The organism is Streptomyces liangshanensis, from assembly GCF_011694815.1.
In the GTDB taxonomy this organism is placed as follows: domain Bacteria; phylum Actinomycetota; class Actinomycetes; order Streptomycetales; family Streptomycetaceae; genus Streptomyces; species Streptomyces liangshanensis.
Genome location: NZ_CP050177.1, coordinates 7,078,638 through 7,103,589 on the forward strand (window position 1 = coordinate 7,078,638; position 24,952 = coordinate 7,103,589).

Sequence of the window (24,952 nt, forward strand, 5' to 3'; positions counted from 1 at the left end):
CCCGGGCAAAACCAGCTCGTCCGGCGTTTGAGGACATCGCCGAGCCGCGCCTACCCACCGGCCCCAGGCAAAACCGGCCCGTCCGCCGCCCGAGGACATCGCCGAGTCGCGCTCAGGCACCGGCCCGGGCAAAACCAACCCGTCCGGCCCCCGAGGACATCGGTGAGCCGACCCACCCACCGGACCCGGGCAAAACCAGCTCGTCCGGCGCCCGAGGGCATCGGTAAGCCGCGCTTACCCACCGGGCCCCGGCAAAATCCAGCCCGTCCGGCGATTGAGGACGTCTTTGACCTGCACGGGAGAGCTGACCCGCAGGTTCGGCAGGCCTGCCCCACGCACCCCGCCAGGGCAATCCCGCACCCCGTCGGCGGTTCGTCGACACCGCGTCGACAGGGCTCCTGTCGTATGGACACATGCTGAGTTCACCGAAGCACGACACCCTGGCCGCCCAGGTCACCGGCCCCGTCCTCGGGCCGGACGACGACGGCTTCGCCGAGGAGTGCGCGCCCTACAACCTTGCCGTGACCCACCGTCCCGCCGTCGTGGCCGGCGCGGTCGACGCCGCCGACGTCCAGGCCGCAGTCCGCTTCGCGGCGGCGCACGACCTGCCCGTCGCCGTCCTCGCCACCGGGCACCAGGCGATCGTCCCGGCCGACGGGGCCGTCCTCGTCACCACCCGGCGGATGAACCGCGTGAGCGTCGACGCCGAGGCCCGTACCGTACGGGTGGAGGCGGGGACCATCTGGCAGCAGGTCGTCGACGCGGCCACCCCGCACGGCCTCGCCCCCCTCAACGGCTCCTCCCCGCTGGTCGGCGTCGTCGGCTACACCCTCGGCGGCGGCCTCAGCCCCACGATGGGCCGGACCCACGGCTGGGCGAGCGACCACGTCACCTCCCTCGACGTCGTCACGGCGGACGGCACGGCGCGCCACGTGGACGCCACCACGGACCCCGACCTGTTCTGGGCCCTGCGCGGCGGCAAGAGCAACTTCGGCGTCGTCACCGCGATGGAGTTCGCGCTCTTCCCCGTCACACGGCTGTGGGCCGGCGGCCTGTTCTTCTCCGGGGACGACACCGAGGCCGTCCTGCGCGCCTACGCGGACTTCACCGCCACCGCCCCCGACGCGCTCAGCTCCTCGATCGCCCTGCTGCGGCTGCCGCCCCTCCCGGGGATCCCCGAACTGCTCGCCGGGAAGTTCACCCTCCACGTCCGGATCTCCTACCTGGGCGACGACACGCAGGAGGCGGAGCACCTGATAGCGCCGCTCCGGGCCGCCGCACCGGTCCTCCTCGACACCCTCGGCCCCATGCCGTACGAGGACTTCGCCCAGATCCACTCCGACCCCGTCGACCCCGCGCCCTTCGCGGAGTACACGACGCTGCTCTCCGCGCTCACCCCCGGCGCCGTCGACACCATCCTGGAGGCGGCCGGTCCCGGCGCCGACTGCCCGGTGCAGTTCGTCGAACTGCGCCACCTCGGCGGCGCGCTCGGCCGCCCCGCGGACAACGCCGTCGGCAACCGCAACGCCCGCTACGCCCTGTGGATCGTGGCCATCGGCATGCCCGGAGGACTCACCGCGCAGGACGCCTACGCCGACGCGCTGCTCGCGCGGATCCGCCCCTGGTCGACCGGCGGCCGGTACCTCAACTTCATGGCCGCGCACGACAACTCCGTACCGGACGTCCGCACCGCGTACGACGAGGCCGCCTACGGCCGGCTGCGCGAGGTCAAGCGCCGTTACGACCCCGACAACCTCTTCCGCCTCAACCACAACATCCCGCCCTCGGAGGCCACGGAATGACCGACCACACGCTCCAGCTCCTCGTCGACCGCGCGGCGATCGCCGACACCTTGCACCGCTACGCCGCCGGCCTGGACCACGGCGACGCCGACCTCCTCACCTCGGCGCTGACCGAGGACGCGACCGTCGACCTCACGCCCGCCACGGGCAAGATCGGCCTGGACTTCCCCGTACTGACCCCGCGCGAGACCGTCGTCGGGGTGCTGATCCCGGCGGTCGGCCCCCTGGACACCAGCCACGTGATCAGCAACATCCGTACGACGGTGGACGGCGACACCGCCAACGCGCGGGCCTACGCGACGGCCCAGCACTTCCCGCCCGGCGACGGCCCCAAGCCGGACCGCACCCGCCAGGCGCTCATGATGAACCGTTACGACGCCGACCTGGTGCGCGACGGTGAGACGTGGCGCATCAGGCGCCTCACCATCGACAGCGCGTGGTTCTCCGGAGACCCGAAGATCCTCACGGGCGAGTGACCGCCCCCGGGGCGGAGTGGTGAAGGGTGGGCCCTCCCGTGTGCGGGGAGGGCCCACCTCGATGTGCGGCTACGGTCGCGGGTCCGGCTCCGCGCGCGGGTACGGTCCCGCTCGCGCCCCGCTCGCGCCTAGGAACCCAGCACCGACACGGACACCACCCGCGCGTCGTTCGCCCCCCGTCCGCGCACGGCGAGCGCCACGTAGCGCGCCCCCGCCGCGGCGGCCAGTACGCCCGTACGGCCCCGGGCCCGAAGGGTCCCCGCCGGTGTGTACGTCAGCCCGTCCGTGCTGAACTCCACCTGGGAGGACGGGACGCGGCCGCTCGTCCACGTCACCCTTACCTCACCGACCGGGATCACCGCTCCCAGGTCCACCACCATCCGGCCCTGCGCGCCGGGGTTCCAGGACGTGTGGGTGTCACCGTCCACCGCGGTTGCCGGATCGGACATCCCCGACGGAAGGGGGGCCGTGGGGAAGGTGGTACGGCCGAGGGCGCGGTCCGCGAGCGGATAGGCGGTGACACCGGACACGGTCACCCGCTCCGTACGCCCGCTCCTGACCGTCACGTTCACCTTCCGGCCGTCCGGGGTGGTGAGGACGAGTTGGCAGGACGGCCCCGAGAACGAGACCGTCGCCGCGTCGACGACCTCGGCGCGCACGCCCGCCGGGACGCGCGTCCCGCTGCCCGGCCGCAGGGTGAACCGGGCGGGCGCGATCACGGCCGCCGCGCCGGCGAGCTGCGCGACGTGGTCGGTGCCGGTCGCCGTGACGGTCTGGATCCCGGCGTACAGGGTGACCGTACGGGTGTCCTGCGCCACCGACACCGTGGTCTTCACCGCGGCCGCCGACAGGTTGAACAGGCTCAGGTGCCCGCCCGCGACGCTCGCCTTCACCGCCGTACTCGCGGACACCGGGGCCGGGCGGGCCGCCGCCGCCTTCACGTCGGCCACCGTCCTCCCCGCGTACCCCTCGACGAGGACGGGCTCGGCCGGTCCGTCGGACAGGACCAGGATGTCGCCGGAGACGGTGAGCGGGTTCTTCGCGCCCCGGACGACAAACCCGGCCCGCCCGTCGACGTCGACCCAACCGCCCGCGCTGGTGAGGTCGGGCCGGGGATACCGGACGAGATCCGTCCACGCCTTCCCGTCCGCCGAGCCCTGGACCACGTAACCCCGCCCCGCCGCCGCCTCCCAGCGCAGCGTGACCCGGTCGAAGCTCCGCGCCTCGCCCAGGTCGAGCGCGAGCCAGCTGTCCGCCTTCGGCCGGTCGGCGACGGAGACGGCCCACCGGGTCGTCAGATCGCCGTCGACGGCCAGGGGCGCGCCCTTGCCGGTGTCCGCGGAGGACGCCGTGGCGGTGGAGCCCCGGGCGAGGTCGGTACCGGCGGCGCCGTCCCGCACCTCGACCGCGTACAGCGAGTAGCCGTAACGGGGGTCGGGGCTGATGCCCTGGACCCGCACGTAGCGGTACGAGGCCCGGGTGACGGTGAGGTCGTCGGTGCGCCCGGTCGTGGACGGCGGCGCCGTGCCCGCGTCCTTGGCCGCGACACTCACACTGCCCTCGGCGGTGGTGTACGTACGGCTGCCGTCGAGCCCCGCGACGCCCGGCATGGTCAGGTTCCACACCTCGATGTGGCCTTCGCCCGCCGCGGTCCCGGTGGACGCGTAGACGACGTCACCGGACGGCAGCGTGGTGAATCCGGCGAAGCCGCCGCCCAGGGTGAACACCGACGCGCTGCCGTCGAACCCGTCCCGCACCTTGGTGTACGTGGCGATGGTGCGCGTGCTCGTGCTGCCCGCGACCGAGGGCAGGAACATGGGTGTGGTGCCGCTCAGCGAGAACAGCCAGTCGTCGTGGGCCGGTTGCCAGCAGAACTTGAGGAAGCCCTGCTTGCTGACGGCGGCCGCCCAGGCGGCGGGGGACTGGTGCGCCACCAGCCCCGGCCCCGCGCCGAAGTCCTTCACCCCGCTCGCGCGGGCGAACAACTCCGGGTCGGTGAGGGGACGTACCGCCGCGCCCTGCGAGGCCCGCCACTCGTGCAGCAGGTAGCTGATGGCGACCTCGGCACGGGCCTCCGGCTCGTACTTCGGTTCGCCGGAGAACTTGGTGAGCCGGTAGGCCGGGGCGTACGCCTGGTAGGCCGCGAGGCGTTCGGCGAGCGCGGCCTCGGACCGGGCGGCGGCCCGGTCGCCCAACACCTGGGCGAGGAAGGCGATCGGGATGACGTCCCGTCCGTACAGGTGCTCCCGGTCGTTGACCATCGGCATCAGGGGCTCGCCCGCGTCGCTCATGACGGTGAGCAGTGTGTCCCAGAGCGGTCCGGCGTTGGGCTGCGCGGTCAGGACCTGGGGGAGGGGCCGGCCCGCGGTGATGAAGTGGGCCGCGTTGCGGCCCGACGTGCGCCACAACTCCTCCTGGTAGTGCGGGCCGAAGGAGTTGTGGTTCTCGACGATGAACGTGTCGTACAGGTTCTGCGCCGTGTTCGCGCTGATCGCGACGCCGTCCACCAGGGCGGGGTTGGCGCGGTCGGCGGCGGGAAGGCCGGCCTCGTTGCGGCTCCACCGGCCGAAGGCGTCGCTCCACGCCTTGTGGCGCGGGTCGTCCGAGGCCCAGGCGAGACCCGGCGCGAGGGACTGGGCGTAGACGCCCATCTCCTCCAGCTTCGTGTCCCCGACGTATCCGCCGGTGAGGCCGTTGGGCGTCCAGCCGCCCGACGCGGGGTCGTTGGCGGCGCCCAACGCGGTGGTGTAGGCGGCCTGTTCGCGGACGATGGTGTCGACGTTCGTACGGGTCGCCGCGTCCAACTGGTCCCACAGCAACCGGGCGGCGAGCACGAAGTACAGCTGGAACGTGGTGTCGAAGAACAGGGTACGACCCCATTCGGTGCCGCCGGTCAGGCGGCTCGACGCGGCGAAGTGCGTGAGGGTCGCGAGGGTACGGGAGCGCAGGGTCTCCTTGTCGATGCCCGCGCTCGCGGCGTCGTAGGTCCCGCGGGTGAGCAGGACGGCATGGCCGAGGACCACCGCGAAGCCGAAGTCCTTCGCGGTGTAGTAGCCCTTGGCCGCGTCCCACTGCGTCTCCGACCAGCGGGTATGGGTGAGCAGCGCCTGATGGTACGCGGCGGCGACCTCGTCCGGTGGCGCGAGGTGGTGTGCCTTCCTGCGACGGTCGGCGGCCGAGGCGGGCGCGGCCTCGGCGAGGGAGAGCGGCATGGCCGTCAATGCGGCGGTCAGGCCTGCGAGTTGGGCGAAACGGCGTCTGTTCATTTCGGCCGGTCGGTGGTTCATGGACACGCACCTCCTGGGCACCAGGGCTTCGACAACGTTGTCAAGCGGGCTCATTGTTAGACCCCCGCGGCCGGGACGTCAAGAAGTCCGACAGCCCTGTGCCGGTGCGGTCGTTCAGCGGCCGGTGAGCTCCCGGGGGGCCGGATTGCGCTCCCTGAGCAGGTCGAGGAAGGCTTCCGTCGTCGCGCCGGTACGCCGGTTCGCGTCGGTGGCGACCACGAGTTGCCAGCGCAGTTCGTGGTCGGCGACCTCCAGGACGTCCAGGCCCGCGTGGTCGTCGACGAGGAAGCGGGCGAGGAATCCGATCCCGAGCCCCGCGCGGATGAAGTGCACGGCGGTCCCGATGTCCGCGACCTCGAGTGTCACCTCCCGCTCGACGCCCGCGGCGGCGAACGCCCGGTCGACCAGGACGCGGTTGCCGAACCCCTGCGGGGAGTCGACGAACGGGAACTCGCCCAACTGCGCCAGCGACACCCGGCCGGCTCCGGCCAGCGGATGGGTGCGGGGCACGTAGAGGAAGAGCGGGGCCGTGGCCAGCAGCCGGGTGTCCAGGCCGGCCGGGGCGGGGCCGGGCAGGGACAGGAAGGCCACGTCGAGGTGGCCGTCGCGCAACTCCTGGGCCAGGCCCGCCGATCCGGCCGACGCGGCCCGCAGCCGTACGGTGACGGCGGGATGCCGGTCCCGGAGGACGCTGAGCAGCTCCGGCAGGCCGGTGACGTCGATCGAGGTCAGCGTGCCGACCGTGACCTCGCCCTGGAGGGTGCCCTGGGTCCGGTGCACCGCGTCCCTGGCGGCGTCCGCCGCGCCGAGCGTCTCCCGGGCCCGGGGCAGGAAGGCCCGTCCGGCGGCGGTCAGGGTGACGGCGTGGGGGCCGCGGACGAACAGGTCGGAGCCGAGGTCGTGCTCCAGCGCCTTGATCGTCGCCGACACGCCCGACTGGACCACGTGCAGGGCCCGCGCCGCCCGGGTGAAGCTGCCGGTGTCGGCGACCGCGAGGAAGTATTCGAGGTGGCGTAGCTCCATGACACCGAGTATCACACGTGCTGCTGAGGCCCATCACGAGAAATCGTTGGCCGTGATGGCGGCACGGGGTGACCGTGAGCGGGGGAGGTTGTCCCGCCGGGGCACGGACGAAGGGGAACGGCAGGGGCCTCGCCCCGCCTTGCCCGCCGGCCCGCGCCGCCGCGTCGGGGCGCGATGAACAGGTTTGTCGAATTCCGGACAGCACACCTCTTGACTTCCTGGCCGGATCTGGATGACTGTTGCTCTCATACGCAAACCGGTTTGCAACGAAGGAGCGCAGATGGCGGAGACGGGCGACACGCCCAAGGAGGCTCCCGGGCAAACCGGTTTGCCGACCGACCGGCCCAAGGGGCCCGCGACCATCTCCGACGTCGCCGCCCGGGCCGGGGTCAGCAAGACGACCGTCTCCCACGTCCTGTCCGGCCGGCGGCCCGTCTCCGAGGCCACCCGCCGCAAGGTGACGCGGGCCGTCGAGGAGATGGGGTTCCAGCAGAACTTCTTCGCCCTCGGCCTGTCCGGCCGCCGCAGCCAGACCGTCGCCCTGGTCGTCCAGGACCTGACCAACCCGTTCTACCCCGCCCTCGCGCGCGGCCTCCAGCAGGCGGTCGGCGGCCGTGACTACGTCGTCCTCCTCGCGGACGTCGGAGCGGGCACACCGTCGATCGAGACCTTCCTCAACGAGGCGGTCCAGCGGCGTGTCGACGGAGTGGTCGTCGCCGCCGTCGACGTACCGGACAAGCTGCTGGAGCCCCTGCTCGCCTCAGGGGCCCGGGTGGTGACCGTCGGCTCGCCCCGGCACGGGACCTCCACCGACGTGGTGTCCTCCGACGACGAGAGGATCGCCGCCGACGCCGTCGCCCACCTGTACGCCCAGGGCCACCGGAACCTGGGCATCATCTCGGGACCCGTCCGGGTCGCCCCCGGTTCCGCCCGCCTCGACGGCTACCGCCAGGCCCTGCGCGACCACGGCCTGCGGCCGCTGCGCGCGGCCGAGGCGGTGGGGGACTGGACGAGGGACTCCGGGGCCAAGGCCATGCAACAGCTGATGGACCTGGAGCGCCGCCCCACGGCGGTGTTCTGCGCCAACGACCTCATGGCGATCGGCGCCCTCGACACGGCCCGCTCGCTCCGCCTGTCGGTCCCCTCCGACGTCGCCGTCGTGGGCGTGGACGACATCGACGCGGCCGGTCTCGTCAGTCCCTCCCTGACGACGGTCCGCGTCCCGGCCCAGGAGATCGGCCGGGTGGCGGGGGAGCTGCTGCTCGCCCGCATAGACACACCGTCCGCGACGCCCCGCCGCGTCCTGGTCCAGCACCACCTTGTTCACCGTGAATCTGCCTGAGGAGCTCACCGCTCGTGCACGACGTACTCGACCCACGCGACCTCGTCCCCGACGAAGCCGAACAGCTTCTGTCCTCGGGGTACGCGGCCGAGGAGCTGCTGGAAGCGGCCCGTCGCGCCGCCGCGGCCGACGACCTCGCGGAACTGGCCTCCATCGCGGCGGCGCTCACCGGACTGCGGCGCCCGGACGGCTGGAACTACGACGAACCCTCCGACGCGGAGGAGATATGGGCGTCCCTTCCCCCGGCGCCCGCCCGCCGCACCCTCGTCGCGGCGGAACTCCCCGGCCGGCTGGCGGGCGCCTGGCTGGGCCGCTGCGTGGGCAACACCATGGGCAAGCCCGTCGAGGGACTGACCCGTGACGAGGTCGGTGTGTACCTGCGGGCCGTGGGCCAGTGGCCGCAGACCGGCTTCGTCCCGCTGCTGGACGAGCTGCCCGCCGGGGTCAGCCACCTCCACGAATCGGCCCCCTTCGCCGCGGCCGGCCTCTTCGACGCCGTCCCCCGGGACGACGACCTGGACTGGACCATCCTCGGCCTGCACCTCCTGGAGACGTACGGGCGCGGCCTGACGACCGAGGACATCGGCCACGAGTGGCTCGACCGCATCCCCTTCACCCAGACCTTCACCGCCGAGCGGGCCGCCTACCGCAACCTCGTCCACGGCATGCGGACCCCGGAGACGGCCACGTACAACAACCCGTACCGTGAGTGGATCGGTGCGCTGATCCGTACCGACATCTACGGTTACGTCCAGCCCGGCGACCCGCGTGCCGCGGCGGGAATGGCGCTGACCGACGCGCTCCTGTCGCACACCGCCAACGGGATCTACGGCGCGATGTGGTCGGCGGCCCTGGTGGCCGAGGCCCTCGTCGCCACCGAGCCCGCCGACGCCCTGCGGGCCGCGCTCACCGTCGTCCCGCCGCGCTCCCGGCTCCACGAGAGCCAGGCCGGAGTGCTGCGCCTGTACGAGCGGGGCGCGGACGCCGGGACGGCGCAGCGGTGGATCGACGAGGAGCTGGGCCACTACAACTGGGTCCACACCGTCAACAACGCGGCCATCATCGCGGCCGCCCTGCTGTGGGGCGAGGACGACTTCGTCCGCACGGTGGGCCTCGCCGTCGCCGCGGGCCGTGACACCGACTCGACGGCGGCCACGGTCGGCAGTGTGTTCGGCGCCCTGCACGGTCCTGACGCCGTCCCCGCCCGGCTGGTGGAACCGACCGGCGGAGTGGTCCGCAGCGCCGTCCAGGGCTTCGACCGCATCACCGTCACCGAACTCGCCGCACGGACCGAAGCCGTCCGTGTCGCCCTCGAACAGGAAGTGCACGCATGACCGCCACCCGCAGGATCGTCATCGACACCGACCCCGGTCTGGGCGAACCCGGATCCGACATCGACGACGGCCTCGCCATCGCGCTGGCCCTGCGCTCGCCCGAAGTGACCGTCGAGGCCCTGACCGTCGTCAACGGCAACGTCGACGTCGACACGGGCGTCGATGTCGCGCGGCGGCTCGGCGAGCGCCTCGGCCACCCGGACCTGCCGGTCGTGCGCGGCGCCGACCGCCCGCTGCTGCGTGACATGGCCCCCGTACGCGCGCTGTTCGACGACGTCATCGAGGACCACCCCGTCCGGACGGCGGCGGAGGACCGGCTCGGACCCACCACGGACGTCACGGCCGCCGAGTACCTCGTCGAGCTGGCGGCCGCGTTCCCCGGCGAGATCTCGGTGCTGGCCATCGGCCCCATGACCAACCTCGCGCTGGCGCTGCGCCTCGACCCCGGCTTCGCCAAGAACGTGGCGGAGATCGTCATGATGGCCGGCTCCGCCACCGGGTACGCGCAGAACATCACCGTCGTCGGCGACTTCAACGCCTACGTCGACCCCGAGGCCCTCGCGATCGTCCTCGCCGGCGGCGCGAAGCTGCGCATGGTGGGCATCGACCAGACCTCGCGGGTACGGCTCACCCGGGACGACGCCGCCGTCCTGTCCCGGGGCGACGCCTTCGGCCGCTGGGCCGGCGAATGCGCCCTGGCCTGGATCGAGTTCCTCTCCCGGGCCTTCCCGCTGCGCGAGGAGCACCGGGACGCGTGCTTCCTGCACGACCCGCTCGTCGTCGCGGCCTTCCTCGACCCGTCGCTGTGCACGTGGGCCGACGCCCACGTGGTCACCGACACCACCAGCGAGCTGGCCAGGGGTCTGGTCGTCGCCGACCGCGGCCTCGCCCTCGCCCCGCCCCCCGGACCCCCCAACGCATCGGTCGCCGTCGACACCGACGTGCCTGGCTTCGGCCGCCTCTTCCTCGATCGCCTCACCGGTACCTCTGCCGGCGATTGACCGTAACCGCATGACCGTCAGAGAGGACCGTCATGAAGCTCCCCGTTCTTCCCCGCCCCGCCCGGGCGGCGACCAAACTCGCCGGCGGCGCGATCGCCGTGGCTCTGCTCGTCACCGGCTGCGGCTCCGGATCCGGTTCGTCCGGCGGCTCGCAGCAGCCGGCCGGCCTCACCTCGGCCGACGCGCTGAAGGATCCGACCGAGCCGGTCACGATCAACTACGCGGGCGCCGCGTACTCGGCCGATGACATCAAGCCGGTGCTCGAAGCCTTCCACAAGGAACACCCGAACATCACCGTCAACTACCAGGCGGTTCCGTTCGACCAGTTCAACAGCGTCCTCAGCACCCGCCTGAGCCGCAAGGACACGACGCTCGACCTGTACGACGTCGACATGCCCCGTACCGACGCGTACCAGGCGCGAGGCTGGCTCACCGACCTGTCGAAGGCGTTCCCGGACCTGGCGGGCAAGGTCGACAAGACCTCGCTGGACGCCGCGACCAGCGACGGAAAGCTCGTCGCGATGCCCTTCCAGACGTCGAGCCAGCTGCTCTACTACAACAAGTCACTGCTGAAGAAGGCCGGCATCCCCTTCCCGTCGGCGAAGCCCGCCGACCGGCCGACCTGGGAGGCCGTCACCGCCGACGCCAAGAAGGCCCAGCAGGCCGGCGCCAAGTACGGGCTGGTGTTCGACCAGGTCAACCGCTACTACCAGTTGCAGCCCCTGGCCGAGAGCCTGGGCGGCGGCTCGGGCGCCGGCGGCGACAAGAACCTGACGCCCGAGCTGGAGACGGCGGGCTGGGAGAAGTCGATGGACTGGTACAGCTCGCTGTTCAAGGACAAGATCTCCCCGCGCGGCGTACCGGTCGCCCAGACCCCCGACCTCTTCGCCTCGGGCCAGGTCGCGTTCTTCCCCGGCGGCCCCTGGTGGGGCCCCAAGTTCGCCGCCGAATCCAAGCTGGACTTCGGTGTGGCCGCGTACCCCTCCTTCAAGGGCGGCAAGGCGGTCACCCCCACCGGCGGCTGGTCCCTCGGGCTGAACCCCGCGAGCAAGAAGGCGGTCGCGTCCGAGATCTTCATGAAGTTCATGGGACTCGACAACGGCGGGTTCGCCCAGTACATGCCGAGCCTGGCGGTGCCGCCCTCCAACACGGCGGGTACGGCGAGCTTCTACGACGAGAAGATCTTCAAGGACCCCCGCATGGCGGGCGCCGTGGAACTGACCAAGTACGAGCTGGCCCACACCGCCACCCTGCGTGCCAGGACCACCGGCTACGTCGAGTTCGAGGACACGCTGTCCAAGACCTACGAGGACATCAGCAACGGCGCCTCCGTGAAGAGCGCGCTCTCGTCGGCCACCAGCACGATCAACCAGGCCTGGGCCAAGTACCGCTGACCCAGGCGAGCCGACCGGCCGGGGCGAGCCGATGGAGCCCCGGCCGGCGAGAGGGACAACCCGCAATGACACTCACGACACACCACCCGGCGGGCGACGGGGCGAAACCGCCCCCGCTCCCCAGGGGAACACTTCAGCGGCGCAGGTTGCTGGGCAACCTGAGCGCGGCGGCGATCTTCCTGACGCCCGCGCTCGCCCTCATCGTCGTGCTCCGGCTCATCCCGGTCGTCCAGGCCGTGAACGACGCCACGCACACGAGTCTGCCCGGCAGCACACTCCCGCCGCGCTACGTCGGGTTCGACAACTTCACCGCCCTGTTCTCGTCCCACGCCTTCTGGTCCTCCGTCCAGCAGACCCTGATCTTCAACGTCCTCGTCAACCCGTTGCAGATCGTGCTGGCCCTGGCCCTCGCGGTGCTCCTCACCCAGAACCTGCCGGCCACCGGCATCTGGCGCACCCTGATATTCCTGCCCGCCGCCGTCCCGATGACCGGCTCCGCGGTGGTGTGGGGGATCGCGCTGCGCCCGGACGGCCCCGTCAACGCGGCCCTCGCCTCCGTCGGCATCCACCAGCAGCCCTTCCTCACCGGCCAGGGACAGGTCCTCGGAAGCATCATCCTCATCGCCAGCTGGATCGGCGTCGGCTACTGGATGATCTTCCTCATCGCGGGACTCAACGACATCCCCACCGTGTACTACGAAGCGGCCGCGATCGACGGAGCGGGCCCCCTGCGCCGGTTCTGGTCGGTCACACTGCCCCTGCTCCGCAGGCCGCTCCTGTTCGTCCTGGTCGCCGACACCGTGTCGAACTTCGTGCTGTTCGCGCCGATGCAGATCCTGACCGACGGGGGACCGCAAGGAAAGTCGAACTTCCTGATGTACGACATCTTCCACAACAGCTTCGAGCTCTCCGACCCGCACACCGCGGCCGCCGAACTCCTCGTGCTGCTCGTCCTGATGATCGTCATCGTCGCGGTCCAGTTCCGGCTGCTGCGCAGCGCGGAGGAGAGCTGATCATGAACCGCACCCCGCTTCCGCACCCCGGCGCCCCTGCCGCCCACGCCCTGACCGCCCCGAAACGCAGGCGTACCGGCCGCGTCGTGCTGACCGTCCTCGCCGTCGTCGTGGCCCTGGCCTTCCTCGTACCGGTCCTCTGGCTCATCGCCAGCACGTTCCGCAGCTCCACCGAGACCTTCGCCAACAGCTCGTCCATGAACTGGCACATGCTGTGGCCCGCGCACTGGACGCTGGAGAACCTCCGCTCGGCCGTCGACAACGGCTTCCTGCGCAACCTCGCCAACAGTGTGATCGTCGCGGCCGTGACCGTCGTCCTCGGCATCGCGATCTCGGCGATGGCCGCGTTCGCGCTGGCGGTCGTCGACTTCCCCGGGCGCAGGATCGTCTTCGGCCTGGTCGTGCTGAGCTTCCTCGTCCCCTTCGAGGCCATCGCCATTCCCCTGGCGCACACCTTCAGCGACTGGGGACTGACGAACAACTTCCCCGCCCTGGTCCTGCCCGGGCTCGGGAACGGACTGGCGATCTTCACACTCCGTCAGTTCTTCCTGGGCATCCCGCCGGAACTGGCCGAGGCGGCCCGCGTGGACGGGGCCGGCTGGCCCCGCATCTTCCTGCGGATCTACCTTCCGCTGACCCGCCCCGCGCTCATCGGCACCGGCCTCGTCCTGTTCCTCTTCCAATGGCAGGCGTACCTGTGGCCCATCCTCGTCACCACCAGCGACGACAAGGACGTGGCACCCGTCGCCATCGCCAAGACGTTCGCCGCGTTCAGCAGTGACTACGGCCGCGTCTTCGCCGAGACGGCCGTGCTGGCCGTCATCCCGGCGGTGATCCTGCTCGGTCTCCAGCGCTACTTCGTCGCGTCCGTCGCCAGCACCGGGAGCAAGAATTGAACCGCGTAGCCGTGGTCGGATCCGCCAATCTCGACCTGGTCGCCCGTACGCCCCGCCGCCCCGACCCGGGCGAGACCGTGTTGGGCACCACCTATGAGCGCCACCCGGGCGGGAAGGGCCTCAACCAGGCGGCCGCCGCGGCGACCGTCACGGCGACCTCGTTCGTCGGCCGCCGCGGTTCCGACGAGGCCGGCCGCGTCCTGGAGGCGGAGCTGGTACGGCGCGGAGTCGACGTCTCCCGCTTCCTCCCCCTGGAGGGGGCCAGCGGGCACGCCCTGATCACCGTGACGCCCGACGGCGAGAACAGCATCGTCGTGCTCCCCGAGGCCAACAGCCTGGTGCGGCCGCGGGACGTCACCGACGCCCTCGACGCGCTCGCACCGCAGGTCGTCCTCACCCAGCAGGAGATCCCGCTCGCGGCCACCCTGGCCACGGCACGGTGGGCGCTCACGCACGGGGCGCGGCTGATGCTCAACGCCAGCCCCAGTGCCCCTCTGCCCGGCGACGTCCTTGCCGCCGCGGATCCCCTCGTGGTAAATCTCACGGAAGCACACTTCCTGACCTCCGCCGACACACCGTCGGACGCCGCGAAGGTCCTTTCCCGGCAGTGTGTTTCGGTGGTCATCACCCTCGGTTCCGACGGATCCCTCGTCGTGGAGAACGGTCGGACGACCCACCTTCCCGCACCCCGGCTCACCGCGGTCGACACCACGGGAGCGGGCGACATGTTCGCCGGGGTCATGGCGGCCCATCTCGCCCTCGGAACCGGCCTCGTCGAAGCGGCACGACAGGCAACCCAGGCAGCAGCCCAGGCCATTCAGACACCAAGGTCCAGCCGATAGGAGCATCGCGTGCACGTCAGAGTCGACGCCCCACGCCGTATCCGGCATCTGCGACACACCACGGCAGGTCTCGTGGTCGCCGTTCTCGCCACCTTCTCCGTGGCGCTCCCCGCCCACGCCGACACCGCCCCCGTACCCGGGAAGGCCAGGCCGGCGCCGTCCCTGGCGGCGGCCGTACCGCCCCCGACCACCGGCGCCCGGCTCCAGACCTCGGGCAATCCCACTCCGGTGGGCACCGGGAAGGTCTACTACCTGGACGCGCAGTCCGGGAACGACGGCGCGGCGGGCACCACCACCGCGACCGCGTGGAAGACACTGAACCGCATCACCACCGCGACCCTGTCACCCGGTGACGTGGTCGCCCTGCGCCGGGGCCAGACCTTCACCGGCACCGGCACCGTGAACGGCTCCGGTACCACCGCGGCCCCCATCACCGTCACCGCGTTCGGCAGCGGGGCCGCGCCGACGCTGACGAACCCGGCGGGCTGGAACATGCTCCAGCTGGCGGGCAGTCACATCGGCGTCACCCAGCTGCGGTTCGCCGATGGCGTGGTCTTCGACAACGCCGACGGCAAGGGCATCACCGGCCCCAAGTACAAGCTCAGCGGCGCGATAGCGGTCACCGATCCCGCCGCCTCGGCGCACATCCACGACAACGAGTTCACCCAGGTCGGTGTGGGGGTCAAGACCTACGGCACCGGCACACTGATCGACCACAACTCGTTCCACGACCTGAAGATCGCCTTCAGGGGCATGGACTCGGGGTCCGAGACCTCCTACGGAGCCGTCGGCGTCTCGATCAACAACAGCGGCGCCCAGGTCAGTTACAACCAGTTCGTCAACTGCCGCTCCACCGACAGCCCGTACGGGGCGGACGGCGGCGCCCTGGAGATCGAGGGCTTCGACCACGACAAGAACAACATCACGATCGACCACAACTACTCCTCGGGATCGCAGGGCTTCCTGGAGGTGACCGAGACCAACAGCTCCAACGTCAAGCTGCTCTACAACATCAGCGACGACTACCAGCAGTTCGTGGCCTTCGACACCACCACCCACCCCTCCGGGTACCAGGCCGACCACAACACGGTCGTACGCGCCCGGGGCGACAACCAGACGCAGTTCGCGATCTACTTCTACCGGGAGGAAGGCCCGCCGGCGGCCGACGCCTGGCTCTCGATCACCAACAACATCTTCTACCTGACGTCAGGTGTCGTCCTCTACGACTACAACTGGCCCCACCACCACAACCTCGTGTACGGCGCGCTCGGCTACTCCCCGGGCGTCGGCGACATCGCGGCCGACCCCCAGTTCACCAACACCGCGGGCGGCGACTTCCGGCCCGGTCCGACCAGCCCGGCCAAGGACAACGGCACCACGGCGACGGCCACCACCGACATCTACGGCAACAACAGCACGGTGGGCCTCGGCACCGACATCGGCGCGGTCGAGGCGCAGACCGCGCCGGCCGCGGGCGCGAACGCGGTGTCCGACAGCGGCTTCGAGCAGCAGACGGCCATCACGGCGACCAGCACCCCCTGGCTGGCCGAGGGCGCTCTCGCGACCGGCGTCGACGTCGCCCAGGGCAAGGCGCACAGCGGCTCCGACAACGCCTGGATCACCTCGGCCGGCCAGACCGACTGGGGCGGGGTCAAGCAGATCGTGAACGTCACCGCCGGCGCCACGTACCGGCTGACGGTCTGGGTGAGGAACTCCGGGAACATCGACCACGGCTGGCTCGGCGCCAAGACGACCACGGGCACCGTGGTCAACGAGATCAGCTACGGGAGCAGCCCGGCCTGGACCCGCTACGTCCTCACCGTGAAGCCCGGGACGGCGACCCAGCTGTCGCTGTACGCCGGGTACTACGGCCCGTCCGGCGTGAGCACGTGGCAGACGATCGACGACATCACCCTGCAAAGGATCAGTTGACCAGTTGAACCGGTTGACCGGCTGACCGTCCGCCGGGTAAGTCGGACGACCGTCCGCGGGGCGCGGGCGGTGGGGACGGAGTGGCGCGGTCGGTGGCGGGCGGCAGCCATTCGACCGATGCGGGTGGACCGGGCCCGGTGCGACCTTGTGAGCACGCCGCGGAACCCGCGTTCGGTGTGTACGCGGGGCGGCGGGGCGGATCCCTGGTGATACGCCCTCTCACAAGGAGGAACCGTGCTTCGCAACCGTAGATTCCATGTCACCGTTCTCGGCGCGGCGGTGGGGGTGGTCCTCGCCTCGGGCCTCCCCACCCTCGCGTCGGCCGCGCCCGGCCACCGCCCGGCCCCGAAGCCGACCGTGGTCCTCGTCCACGGCGCGTGGTCGGACTCCGCGAGCTGGAGCGGCGTGGTCAAGCGCCTCCAGGCCAAGGGCTACCCGGTCACCGCCGTGCCCACGCCGCTGCGCGGTCTCTCCGACGACTCCGCGTACCTGGCCTCGTACCTCAAGACCGTCCAGGGCCCGGTCATCCTGGTCGGCCAGTCCTACGGCGGGTCCGTCATCACCGACGCCGCCACCGGCAACACCAACGTGAAGGCCCTCGTCTACATCTCCGCCTTCGCCCCCGACAAGGGCGAGAGCGCCGCGGACCTGGCGGCGAAGTTCCCGGGCTCCCACATCACCGACGACCCCGACGCCCCGCTCCCCACCGCGCTCAACGCGGTGCCCCTCACCCTCGCCGACGGCACCGCCGGCGGGGTCGACCTCTACGTCAAGCCCGGCCAGTACCGCGACCTCTTCTTCGGCGACCACCTCGGTGCCGCGCGCGCGGCCGAACTCGCCGCCACCCAGCGCCCGATCACCCTCCAGGCCCTGGGCGAGGCCTCGGGTACCCCCGCCTGGAGGACCATCCCCTCCTGGTACCTCGTCTCGAAGGACGACCACCTCATCCCGCCGGCCGCCGAACGCTTCATGGCCGCCCGCGCCCACTCCCACACCGTGGAGGCCAGGACCCCGCACGCCGCCCAGGTCACCGACCCGGGTGTGGTCACCGACCTCATCGAGAGCGCGGCCGACGGCACCCGCTGACCCCGCCGGTCACACCCCCGGCCCCGGTCCGCCTCGCCGCCCCGACGGGGAGACGAGGCGGACCGGGGCCGGGTTGTCCTACTTGCCCGGTTCTCCCGGTTCTCCCGGTTTCCCCGCTCCAGCGGCCTTCTCCGGTCCCGCGAGATTCCAGTGGGGGACGAGCATCTCGTGGGTGACCTCGTCGGCGCTGTCCAGATGGCCGCAGGTCGCGCAGGTCGCCGTGAGGGCCAGCGGATGGTCGTGATGCGTCTGCCCCATCGGCGGTGAGTCCACCGTCCACTTGGCGCCCCAGGACATCAGCATCAGGACCGCCGGGCCGAGTTCCTCGCCGGCCCGCGTGAGGTGGTAGCCCTCGTACCGCGAGCCCTCGGGGTCGGCCCTGCGTTCCAGGATGCCTCCCTCCACCAGGGCTTTCAGGCGCGCCGAGAGGCGGTCGCGCGGCGCTCCGGTGTTCCGTGCGATCTGGCTGAACCGGTGGTTGCCGAACGAGACCTCGCGCACGGCGAGCAACGACCAGCGGTCACCGACGAGTTCGAGCGCGGAGGCGAGGCTGCACGGGCGGCCGGGGAGCGTGGTCGGGTCGATGCGTATCACGGGCATGGACCCACTCTACCTCGCATGTGGTTTGAAAGTCGTACCGCACCGTGCTAGCGTTCGATCAACGGCTTGCGGTTTGGAAACCAAACCATACTGGCTTCGCGCCGACCTCACCAGACGGGAATCGATCATGTCCGCACACGCCTCCAAGACCGCTGTCATCACGGGAGCCTCCTCCACGTTCGGCGAGGCCTACGCCCGAAGGCTCGCCGAGCGGGGGTACGACCTGGTGCTGGTGGGCCGGAACGAAGGCAAGATCAAGAACGTGGCCGAGGCCCTCGCCGAGCACAGCGAGGTGCACGTCGGCACCCTCGTCGCGGATCTGTCCGACCCCGCCCAGCTGGCGAAGGTCGAGGAGCGGCTGCGTTCCGACGAGTCGCTGGACCTGCTGGTCAACGCGGCGGGGGCGGCCACGTTCGCGCCCACCCCGGGCTTCGACACCAAGGCGGTCGACGTACAGGTGGCGCTCAACATCACCGCCACCACCCGGCTCACGGCCGCCGCGCTGACCGGCATGACGCGGCGCGGACAGGGGACGATCGTGAACGTCTCCTCCGCCATGGCGTTCTGGATCCAGCCGGTCAGCGCGGTCTACAGCGCCACCAAGAGCTATGTGCTGACCTTCACCCAGGCCCTCCAGCAGGAGCTGTCCGGTACGGGGGTACGGGTGCAGGTGGTCGTCCCGGGCGCGATGTCCACCGGGTTCTGGGACGGCTCGGGCGTGGAGCTGTCCGACTTCCCGGCCGCCAACATCATGACCCCCGAGGCCGCCGTCGACGCGGCGCTGGCCGGACTCGACGCGGGAGAGGACGTCACCATCCCCTCCCTGGCCGACGTCTCGGTCTGGAACACCTACGAGGAGGCGCGGGACGCCCTCGCCCCCGTCCTGTCGCGGGACGTCCCCGCGGAGCGCTACCGCCGCTGACACCATCCCGCCCGCGAGGGCGCCGATCCACCGACGAGCCCCGGACCGACCCACGGTCCGGGGCTCGCTCGCGCGGCCGTTCGAATGAACTTGTCCGGACTCCGCGCTCGGCCGGGAGGCTTTCCGCATCGCGAAAGTAATCTGACGCCGCTCCCGTCGACGTCCGGCAGCCGAACTCCACGAGAAGAGAGTTGTCATGAAGGAAAAGCGAAGAATCACCCTCAGCGTGCTGGCGACGGCGGCCGCGGTCACCCTCACACTCGGGTCCGCGGCCACCGGCAACGCCCGGTCCACCGGTCCTTCGCACGGTCCCGCGCCCACGATCGTCCTGGTCCACGGAGCGTGGGCCGACGCCTCCAGCTGGGCCGCCGTCACCGAGCGTCTCCAGGACCGGGGTTTCACGGTCAAGGCTCCGCCCAACACACTGCGAGGGGTCGCCACGGACTCCGCCAACCTGCGGGCGTACCTCAAGACGCTCACCGGTCCCGTGGTGCTGGCGGGCCACTCCTACGGCGGCTTTGTCATCTCCAACGCCGCGACGGGCCTCAAGAACGTCAAGTCCCTCGTCTACATCGACGCGTTCATCCCCGCCGAGGGCGAGACGGCGGGCGAGCTGAGCGCGGCCGAGCCGGGCTCCGCGCTGGCCGTGCCCGACCCCAGCACCGTCTTCGACTCCGTGCCGATCCCGGGCGGCGGCGGAGACGTGGACCTGTACGTGAAGCAGAACCTGTTCCCGGGGATCTTCGCCGGTGGTGTGCCGCGCAACACCGCGAACGTGCTCGCGGCCGGTCAGCGCCCGCTCGCGGCGAGCACGCTCGACGAGCCCTCCGGGAAGCCGGCCTGGAAGAAGATCCCCTCCTGGGCCCTCATCGGCACCGAGGACCGGGTCATCCCCCCGGCGGAGCAGCGCAACATGACCGCGCGGGCCGGGTCCCACACCGTCAGTGTGAAGGCCCCGCACCTGTCGATGGTCTCCGACCCGGACGCGGTCACCGAGGTCGTCATCAGGGCCGCACGGCACAGCTGAACCGGCAAGGGGGCCGTGCGGGGTACGTCACCCCGCACGGCCCCCTTCCCCCTGTCCCGCACCGGCTCCCGAGGACCGGCGGGCACGCGCTCCCCTCACGGCGTACCGGTCGCGACCCGCAGTGGAGAACCGCCCCGGGGGCCGTCCACCACGGCGACGACGGCCCGCGCCACCCGTTCCGCCTCCGCGCCGGTGACGGCGTGCTCGGCCAGCCGCCCGTCCACCCGGTCGACCAGCCCCGGGTACCGGGCCTCGTACGCCCCGGCCGTCTCCAGGTCGTCAGGACCCAGCGGGCGGAACCGCTCGCCGGTGTCGGGCGCCAGGGAACCGGACACGACGATCGCGGTCTCCACGCCGAAGCCGGCCAGCTCCCTCGCGTAGCTTTCGGCGAGGTGATCCGCCGCGCCGACGGCCTCGGAGTGCAGGGCCAGGTACGGCGTGTCGCCGGCGTCCCCCGAGGCGAGGATCCACACCAGCAGGCCGTCCCGGCGCTCCCGCATGCGCGGCAGCACCGCACGGTTCACCCGCTGCGTGGACAGCACGTGCGCGTCGTAGATCTGCGCCAGTTGGTACGGCGTGAACGACTCGACGGGCCCCCTGGGCACGGGGCCCGCGGTGTGGACGACGACGTCGATCCGCCCCGCCTCGCTCAGGACGCCCGCGACCGCCGTGGCGACCGAGCGCTGGTCGGCCACGTCGACGGTCACCGGCCGCAGCCCCGCGCGGGACGGCACCGAGCCCGGTCCGGCGGACCCGCCGCCGTACCGGACACCGGAGTACCCGCCGGCGTACCCGACACCGGCGTAGACGAGGTGCCCGGCGTCGGCCAGCGCCTCGGCCGTAGCCCCTCCCAGGACACTGGAGGCCCCGGTGACCAGGACGATCTTCGACATCATGCTCCTCGGCGGACCGTGGGCGCGGCGAGGAGTACGACGCGCGCTTGACCACAGGCCCAGCATCGGCGCCACCGCGACCGGTCGGCATAGGTCACATGACTGCGCCGGAGACTGCGGCCCGGCCGGCGGCGGTACGCCTCAGCCGCGGTACGCCTTCAGCAGGTACAGCCAGATCTCGCTGACCGTCGGGAAGCAGGACACCGCGTGCCGGAGGCGGGGGACGGGGACCTCGCCGACGACGGCGATCGTGGCCGAGTGGAGCAGCTCGCTCACGCCCGGGCCGACGAAGGTCGCGCCCAGCAGGGTCTCCCGGTCCAGGTCGACGACGAGGCGGGCCCGGCCCCGGTAGCCGTCGGCGTGGAGCAGCGCGCCCGGCACGGTGGCGAAGTCGACGTCCACGGCCCTGACCCGGTGTCCGGCCCGGGTGGCCTCCTCGGCGGACAGGCCCACCGCGGCGGCCTCGGGGTCGGTGAAGAAGATCTGGGGGACCGCGTGCCGGTCGGCCGTGGTGGCATGCGCGCCCCAGGGGGCGGTGTCCAGCGGTTCGCCGGCCGCGCGGGCGGCGATCGCGTCACCGACGATCCTCGCCTGGTACTTGCCCTGGTGGGTGAGCAGGGCGTGCTGGTTGATGTCGCCGACCGCGTACAGCCAGGACCCGTCGACCCCGCGGACCGCGCACGTCTCGTCGACGTCCAGCCAGGACCCCGGCGTCAGGCCCACCGTCTCCAGCCCGACGGCCGTCGTGCGGGGCGAGCGCCCGGTGGCGAACAGGATCTCGTCGGCCTCCAGCCGGGTGCCGTCGTCCAGGACCACGTCGACGGGCCCGTCCGGATCGGGGCGGTGCAGTGCCGTGACCGACACCCCGATCCGTACGTCCACCCCGCCGTCCTTGAGCCCGTCCGCGACCATCTCGCCGACGAACGGTTCCATGCGGGGCAGCAGCGGGCGCCGGGCCAGCAGGGTGACGCGCGAGCCGAGCCCCTGCCAGGCGGTGGCCATCTCGACGCCGACCCCGCCGCCCCCGACCACGACCAGCCGGCCGGGCACGGTACGGGAGTCGGTGGCCTCGCGGTTGGTCCAGGGCCGCGCCTCGGCGAGCCCGGGCAGGTCCGGCACGACCGCGTCGCTGCCGGTGCACAGGGCGACCCCGTGCCGGGCGGTGAGGACCGTCTCCCCGCCGTCGGCGGTACGGACCACCACGCGGCGGGCGCCGTCCAGCCGCGCGTCGCCCCGCAGGAGGTCGGCGCCGATGCCCCGGACCCAGTCGGCCTGGCCCGTGTCGTCCCAGTCGGTGACGTAGCGGTCGCGCCGCCCGAAGACGCCGTCCGTGGAGATCTTTCCGCTGACGGCCTCGCGCGCCCCGTCCACCTTGCGCGCGTCGGCGACGGCGAGCACCGGCCGCAGCAGCGCCTTGCTGGGCACACACGCCCAGTACGAGCACTCCCCGCCGACCAGTTCCCGTTCCAGCACCGCCACACTCAGCCCGCCGGCCCGCGCCCGCTCGGCGACGTTCTGGCCCACGGGACCGGCGCCGACGACCACGACGTCGTACGGGAGATCCGTACGAGCGTCCTGTCCTGTTCGTGAGGTTTCAGGTGATTTGCCCATACCTCAATCGGACCATGTTTCGGGCCCGACTTCCAGGCGCCCGCGCCCGGCGCCCGGTCAGCCGCCCACGTACGCGGCGAGGTGCTCTCCCGTGAGGGTCGTGCCGTCGGCGACCAGCGCCGCGGGCGTGCCCTCGAAGACGATCCGGCCGCCGTCGTGGCCGGCGCCCGGGCCCAGGTCGATGATCCAGTCGGCGTGCGCCATGACCGCCTGGTGGTGCTCGATGACCACCACCGACTTCCCGGAGTCCACGAGCCGGTCCAGCAGGCCGAGCAACTGCTCGACGTCGGCGAGGTGCAGGCCGGTCGTCGGCTCGTCGAGCACGTACACCCCGCCCTTCTCCGCCATGTGCGTCGCCAGCTTCAGACGCTGCCGCTCCCCGCCGGACAGCGTGGTGAGCGGCTGGCCGAGACCCAGGTAGCCGAGCCCGACGTCCGCCAGCCGGTCCAGGACGGCGTGCGCGGCGGGGATCCGGGCCTCACCCGCGCCGAAGAACTTCTCCGCCTCGCTCACCGACATCGCGAGCACCTCGCTGATGTCCCGGCCCCCGAGGTGGTAGTCCAGCACCGCCGCCTGGAACCGCCTCCCCTCGCACTCCTCGCACGGAGAGGCCACACCGGCCATCATCGCCAGGTCGGTGTAGACGACCCCCACACCGTTACAGGTGGGGCACGCCCCCTCGGAGTTCGCGCTGAACAACGCCGGCTTCACCCCGTTGGCCTTGGCGAACGCCTTGCGGATCGGGTCGAGCAGCCCCGTGTACGTCGCCGGGTTGCTGCGCCGCGAGCCGCGGATCGCGCCCTGGTCGATCGCCACCACCCCGTCCCGCCCGGACACCGAGCCGTGGATGAGCGAACTCTTCCCGGAACCCGCGACACCCGTGACGACCGTGAGCACCCCGAGCGGGATGTCCACGTCCACGTCGCGCAGGTTGTGCGCCGACGCGCCCCGGACCTCCAGCGTGCCGGTGGGGGTCCGTACCGTCTCCTTGACGGCGGCCCGGTCGTCGAAGTGCCGGCCGGTCAGCGTGCCGCCGGTCCGCAACCCCTCGACGCTGCCCTCGAAGCAGATCGTGCCACCCCCCGTACCGGCTCCGGGACCGAGGTCGACGACATGGTCGGCGATCGCGATCGTCTCCGGCTTGTGCTCGACGACCAGCACGGTGTTGCCCTTGTCCCGCAGCCGCAGCAGCAGGTCGTTCATCCGCCGGATGTCGTGCGGGTGCAGGCCCGCGGTCGGCTCGTCGAAGACGTACGTGGTGTCGGTCAGCGACGACCCGAGGTGGCGGATCATCTTGACGCGCTGCGCCTCGCCGCCCGACAGCGTGCCCGACGACCGGTCGAGCGAGAGGTAGCCGAGGCCGATCTCCACGAACGAGTCGAGCGTCTGCCGCAGCGTCGTGAGCAGCGGCGCCACCGAGGGCTCGTCCAGGCCGCGGACCCAGTCCGCCAGGTCGCTGATCTGCATCGCGCAGGCGTCGGCGATGCCGACCCCCTCGATCTTCGAGGAGCGGGCCGCCTCGCTGAGCCGCGTACCGTCGCACTCCGGGCAGGTGGTGAACGTGACCGCCCGCTCCACGAACGCGCGGATGTGCGGCTGGAGCGCCTCCTTGTCCTTCGAGAGCATCGACTTCTGGATCTTGGGGATGAGGCCCTCGTACGTGAGGTTCACCCCCTCGACCTTCACCTTGGTCGGCTCCCGGTGGAGGAAGTCCCGCATCTCCTGCTCGGTGAACTCGCGGATCGGCTTGTGCGGGTCGAGGAAGCCCGACTCCGCGTAGACCCGCACGGTCCAGAAGCTGTCGGACTTCCAGCCCGGGATGGTGAACGCGCCCTCCGCGAGCGACTTGGAGTCGTCGTAGAGCTGGCTCAGGTCGATGTCGGAGACCGCGCCCCGGCCCTCGCAGCGGACGCACATGCCGCCGGTCCGGTTGAACGTCGCCTTGACCGTCTTCTTGTCGCCGCGCTCCACGGTGATGGCACCGCTCGCCCGGACCGAGGGCACGTTGAAGGCGTACGCCCCGGGCGGCCCGATGTGCGGATCCCCGAGCCGGCTGAAGAGGATGCGCAGCATCGCGTTGGCGTCGGTGGCCGTGCCCACCGTGGACCGGGGGTCGGCGCCCAGCCGCTGCTGGTCGACGATGATCGCCGTGGTCAGGCCTTCGAGCACGTCGACCTCGGGCCGGGCCAGCGTCGGCATGAAGCCCTGCACGAAGGCGCTGTACGTCTCGTTGATCAGCCGCTGCGACTCGGCGGCGATCGTGTGGAACACCAGCGAGCTCTTGCCCGATCCCGAGACACCGGTGAACACGGTGAGCCGCCGCTTCGGGATCTCGATGCTGACGTCCCGGAGGTTGTTCACGCGCGCGCCGTGCACGCGGATCCACTCGTGGCTGTCGGCGACGTGCGGCGCGGGCGACTGCGCGTCCACCCTGGGGGCCCTGCTCATCGTGTTTCCCTCTCCTCGGTGCG

At 71.7% G+C, this 24,952-nt stretch carries 19 protein-coding genes; 13 read left to right on the top strand and 6 right to left on the bottom strand.

Annotated elements, in window-relative coordinates; genetic code table 11:
- Positions 1–413: 413 nt before the first annotated feature.
- Both HA039_RS30745 and HA039_RS30750 read left to right on the top strand, forming a co-directional pair.
- Positions 414–1,802: an FAD-binding oxidoreductase gene (locus HA039_RS30745; RefSeq protein ID WP_167034855.1), complete on the top strand. Its 1,389-nt coding sequence runs from the start codon at positions 414–416 to the stop codon at positions 1,800–1,802.
- Positions 1,799–2,278, top strand: a complete 480-nt coding sequence (locus HA039_RS30750; RefSeq protein ID WP_167034857.1) for a nuclear transport factor 2 family protein — start codon at positions 1,799–1,801, stop codon at positions 2,276–2,278. Before HA039_RS30745 ends, HA039_RS30750 begins: the two co-directional genes overlap by 4 nt.
- A 128-nt stretch (positions 2,279–2,406) precedes the next feature.
- On the opposite strand, the gene HA039_RS30755 is transcribed toward HA039_RS30750, so the two are convergent.
- On the bottom strand, positions 2,407–5,565 hold the full coding sequence (locus HA039_RS30755) for a discoidin domain-containing protein (RefSeq protein WP_167034859.1): 3,159 nt from the start codon (positions 5,563–5,565) through the stop codon (positions 2,407–2,409).
- A gap of 114 nt (positions 5,566–5,679) precedes the next feature.
- Positions 5,680–6,588 (bottom strand): LysR family transcriptional regulator, encoded by a 909-nt coding sequence (locus HA039_RS30760; protein ID WP_167034861.1) that lies wholly within the window; start codon positions 6,586–6,588, stop codon positions 5,680–5,682.
- A 280-nt stretch (positions 6,589–6,868) separates the two neighbouring features.
- Here HA039_RS30760 and HA039_RS30765 point away from each other — a divergent pair, with 280 nt between their 5' ends.
- The 9 genes from HA039_RS30765 to HA039_RS30805 all read left to right on the top strand — a co-directional run bounded on the left by HA039_RS30765 (position 6,869) and on the right by HA039_RS30805 (position 17,428).
- On the top strand, positions 6,869–7,930 hold the full coding sequence (locus HA039_RS30765; RefSeq protein WP_167034863.1) for a LacI family DNA-binding transcriptional regulator: 1,062 nt from the start codon (positions 6,869–6,871) through the stop codon (positions 7,928–7,930).
- 14 nt (positions 7,931–7,944) lie between these two features.
- Positions 7,945–9,264, top strand: coding sequence for an ADP-ribosylglycohydrolase family protein (locus tag HA039_RS30770; RefSeq protein WP_167034865.1), 1,320 nt, complete (start codon positions 7,945–7,947; stop codon positions 9,262–9,264).
- On the top strand, positions 9,261–10,265 hold the full coding sequence (locus tag HA039_RS30775; RefSeq protein WP_167034867.1) for a nucleoside hydrolase: 1,005 nt from the start codon (positions 9,261–9,263) through the stop codon (positions 10,263–10,265). Before HA039_RS30770 ends, HA039_RS30775 begins: the two co-directional genes overlap by 4 nt.
- A 32-nt stretch (positions 10,266–10,297) precedes the next feature.
- Entirely contained in the window at positions 10,298–11,659 is a 1,362-nt protein-coding gene (locus HA039_RS30780; RefSeq protein WP_167034869.1) for an ABC transporter substrate-binding protein, read from the top strand.
- 65 nt (positions 11,660–11,724) lie between these two features.
- On the top strand, positions 11,725–12,672 hold the full coding sequence (locus HA039_RS30785; RefSeq protein ID WP_167034871.1) for a carbohydrate ABC transporter permease: 948 nt from the start codon (positions 11,725–11,727) through the stop codon (positions 12,670–12,672).
- Between the two features lie 2 nt (positions 12,673–12,674).
- Entirely contained in the window at positions 12,675–13,568 is an 894-nt protein-coding gene (locus HA039_RS30790; RefSeq protein WP_167034873.1) for a carbohydrate ABC transporter permease, read from the top strand.
- On the top strand, positions 13,565–14,410 hold the full coding sequence (locus HA039_RS30795) for a ribokinase (RefSeq protein ID WP_167034875.1): 846 nt from the start codon (positions 13,565–13,567) through the stop codon (positions 14,408–14,410). The genes HA039_RS30790 and HA039_RS30795 overlap by 4 nt, the downstream gene beginning before the upstream one ends.
- 9 nt (positions 14,411–14,419) lie before the next feature.
- Positions 14,420–16,342 carry a choice-of-anchor Q domain-containing protein gene (locus HA039_RS30800; protein ID WP_167034877.1) on the top strand — a complete coding sequence of 641 codons (1,923 nt, stop codon included), beginning with the start codon at positions 14,420–14,422 and terminating at the stop codon, positions 16,340–16,342.
- A gap of 234 nt (positions 16,343–16,576) precedes the next feature.
- Complete coding sequence (locus tag HA039_RS30805; protein ID WP_167034879.1) at positions 16,577–17,428, top strand: alpha/beta fold hydrolase; 852 nt, start codon at positions 16,577–16,579, stop codon at positions 17,426–17,428.
- A gap of 78 nt (positions 17,429–17,506) precedes the next feature.
- Here HA039_RS30805 and HA039_RS30810 read toward each other — a convergent pair whose 3' ends face one another.
- Positions 17,507–18,028, bottom strand: a complete 522-nt coding sequence (locus HA039_RS30810; protein WP_167034881.1) for a winged helix-turn-helix transcriptional regulator — start codon at positions 18,026–18,028, stop codon at positions 17,507–17,509.
- A gap of 127 nt (positions 18,029–18,155) precedes the next feature.
- On the opposite strand from HA039_RS30810, the gene HA039_RS30815 reads away from it, so the two are divergent.
- Both HA039_RS30815 and HA039_RS30820 read left to right on the top strand, forming a co-directional pair.
- A complete protein-coding gene (locus HA039_RS30815; protein WP_167034883.1) occupies positions 18,156–18,950 on the top strand; it encodes an SDR family NAD(P)-dependent oxidoreductase in 795 nt (264 codons plus the stop codon).
- Between the two features lie 196 nt (positions 18,951–19,146).
- Complete coding sequence (locus HA039_RS30820) at positions 19,147–19,977, top strand: alpha/beta fold hydrolase (protein WP_167034885.1); 831 nt, start codon at positions 19,147–19,149, stop codon at positions 19,975–19,977.
- A 95-nt stretch (positions 19,978–20,072) separates the two neighbouring features.
- Here HA039_RS30820 and HA039_RS30825 read toward each other — a convergent pair whose 3' ends face one another.
- The 3 genes from HA039_RS30825 to HA039_RS30835 form a co-directional block, all read right to left on the bottom strand.
- Positions 20,073–20,873: an SDR family NAD(P)-dependent oxidoreductase gene (locus tag HA039_RS30825; RefSeq protein ID WP_167034887.1), complete on the bottom strand. Its 801-nt coding sequence runs from the start codon at positions 20,871–20,873 to the stop codon at positions 20,073–20,075.
- Positions 20,874–21,011: 138 nt separating this feature from the next.
- The gene (locus tag HA039_RS30830; protein WP_167034889.1) at positions 21,012–22,481 is read right to left on the bottom strand and encodes a dihydrolipoyl dehydrogenase family protein; all 1,470 of its coding nucleotides are present in this window, start codon (positions 22,479–22,481) and stop codon (positions 21,012–21,014) included.
- 57 nt (positions 22,482–22,538) lie between these two features.
- Positions 22,539–24,929 carry an ATP-binding cassette domain-containing protein gene (locus HA039_RS30835; RefSeq protein ID WP_167034891.1) on the bottom strand — a complete coding sequence of 797 codons (2,391 nt, stop codon included), beginning with the start codon at positions 24,927–24,929 and terminating at the stop codon, positions 22,539–22,541.
- Between the last annotated feature and the right edge of the window lie 23 nt (positions 24,930–24,952).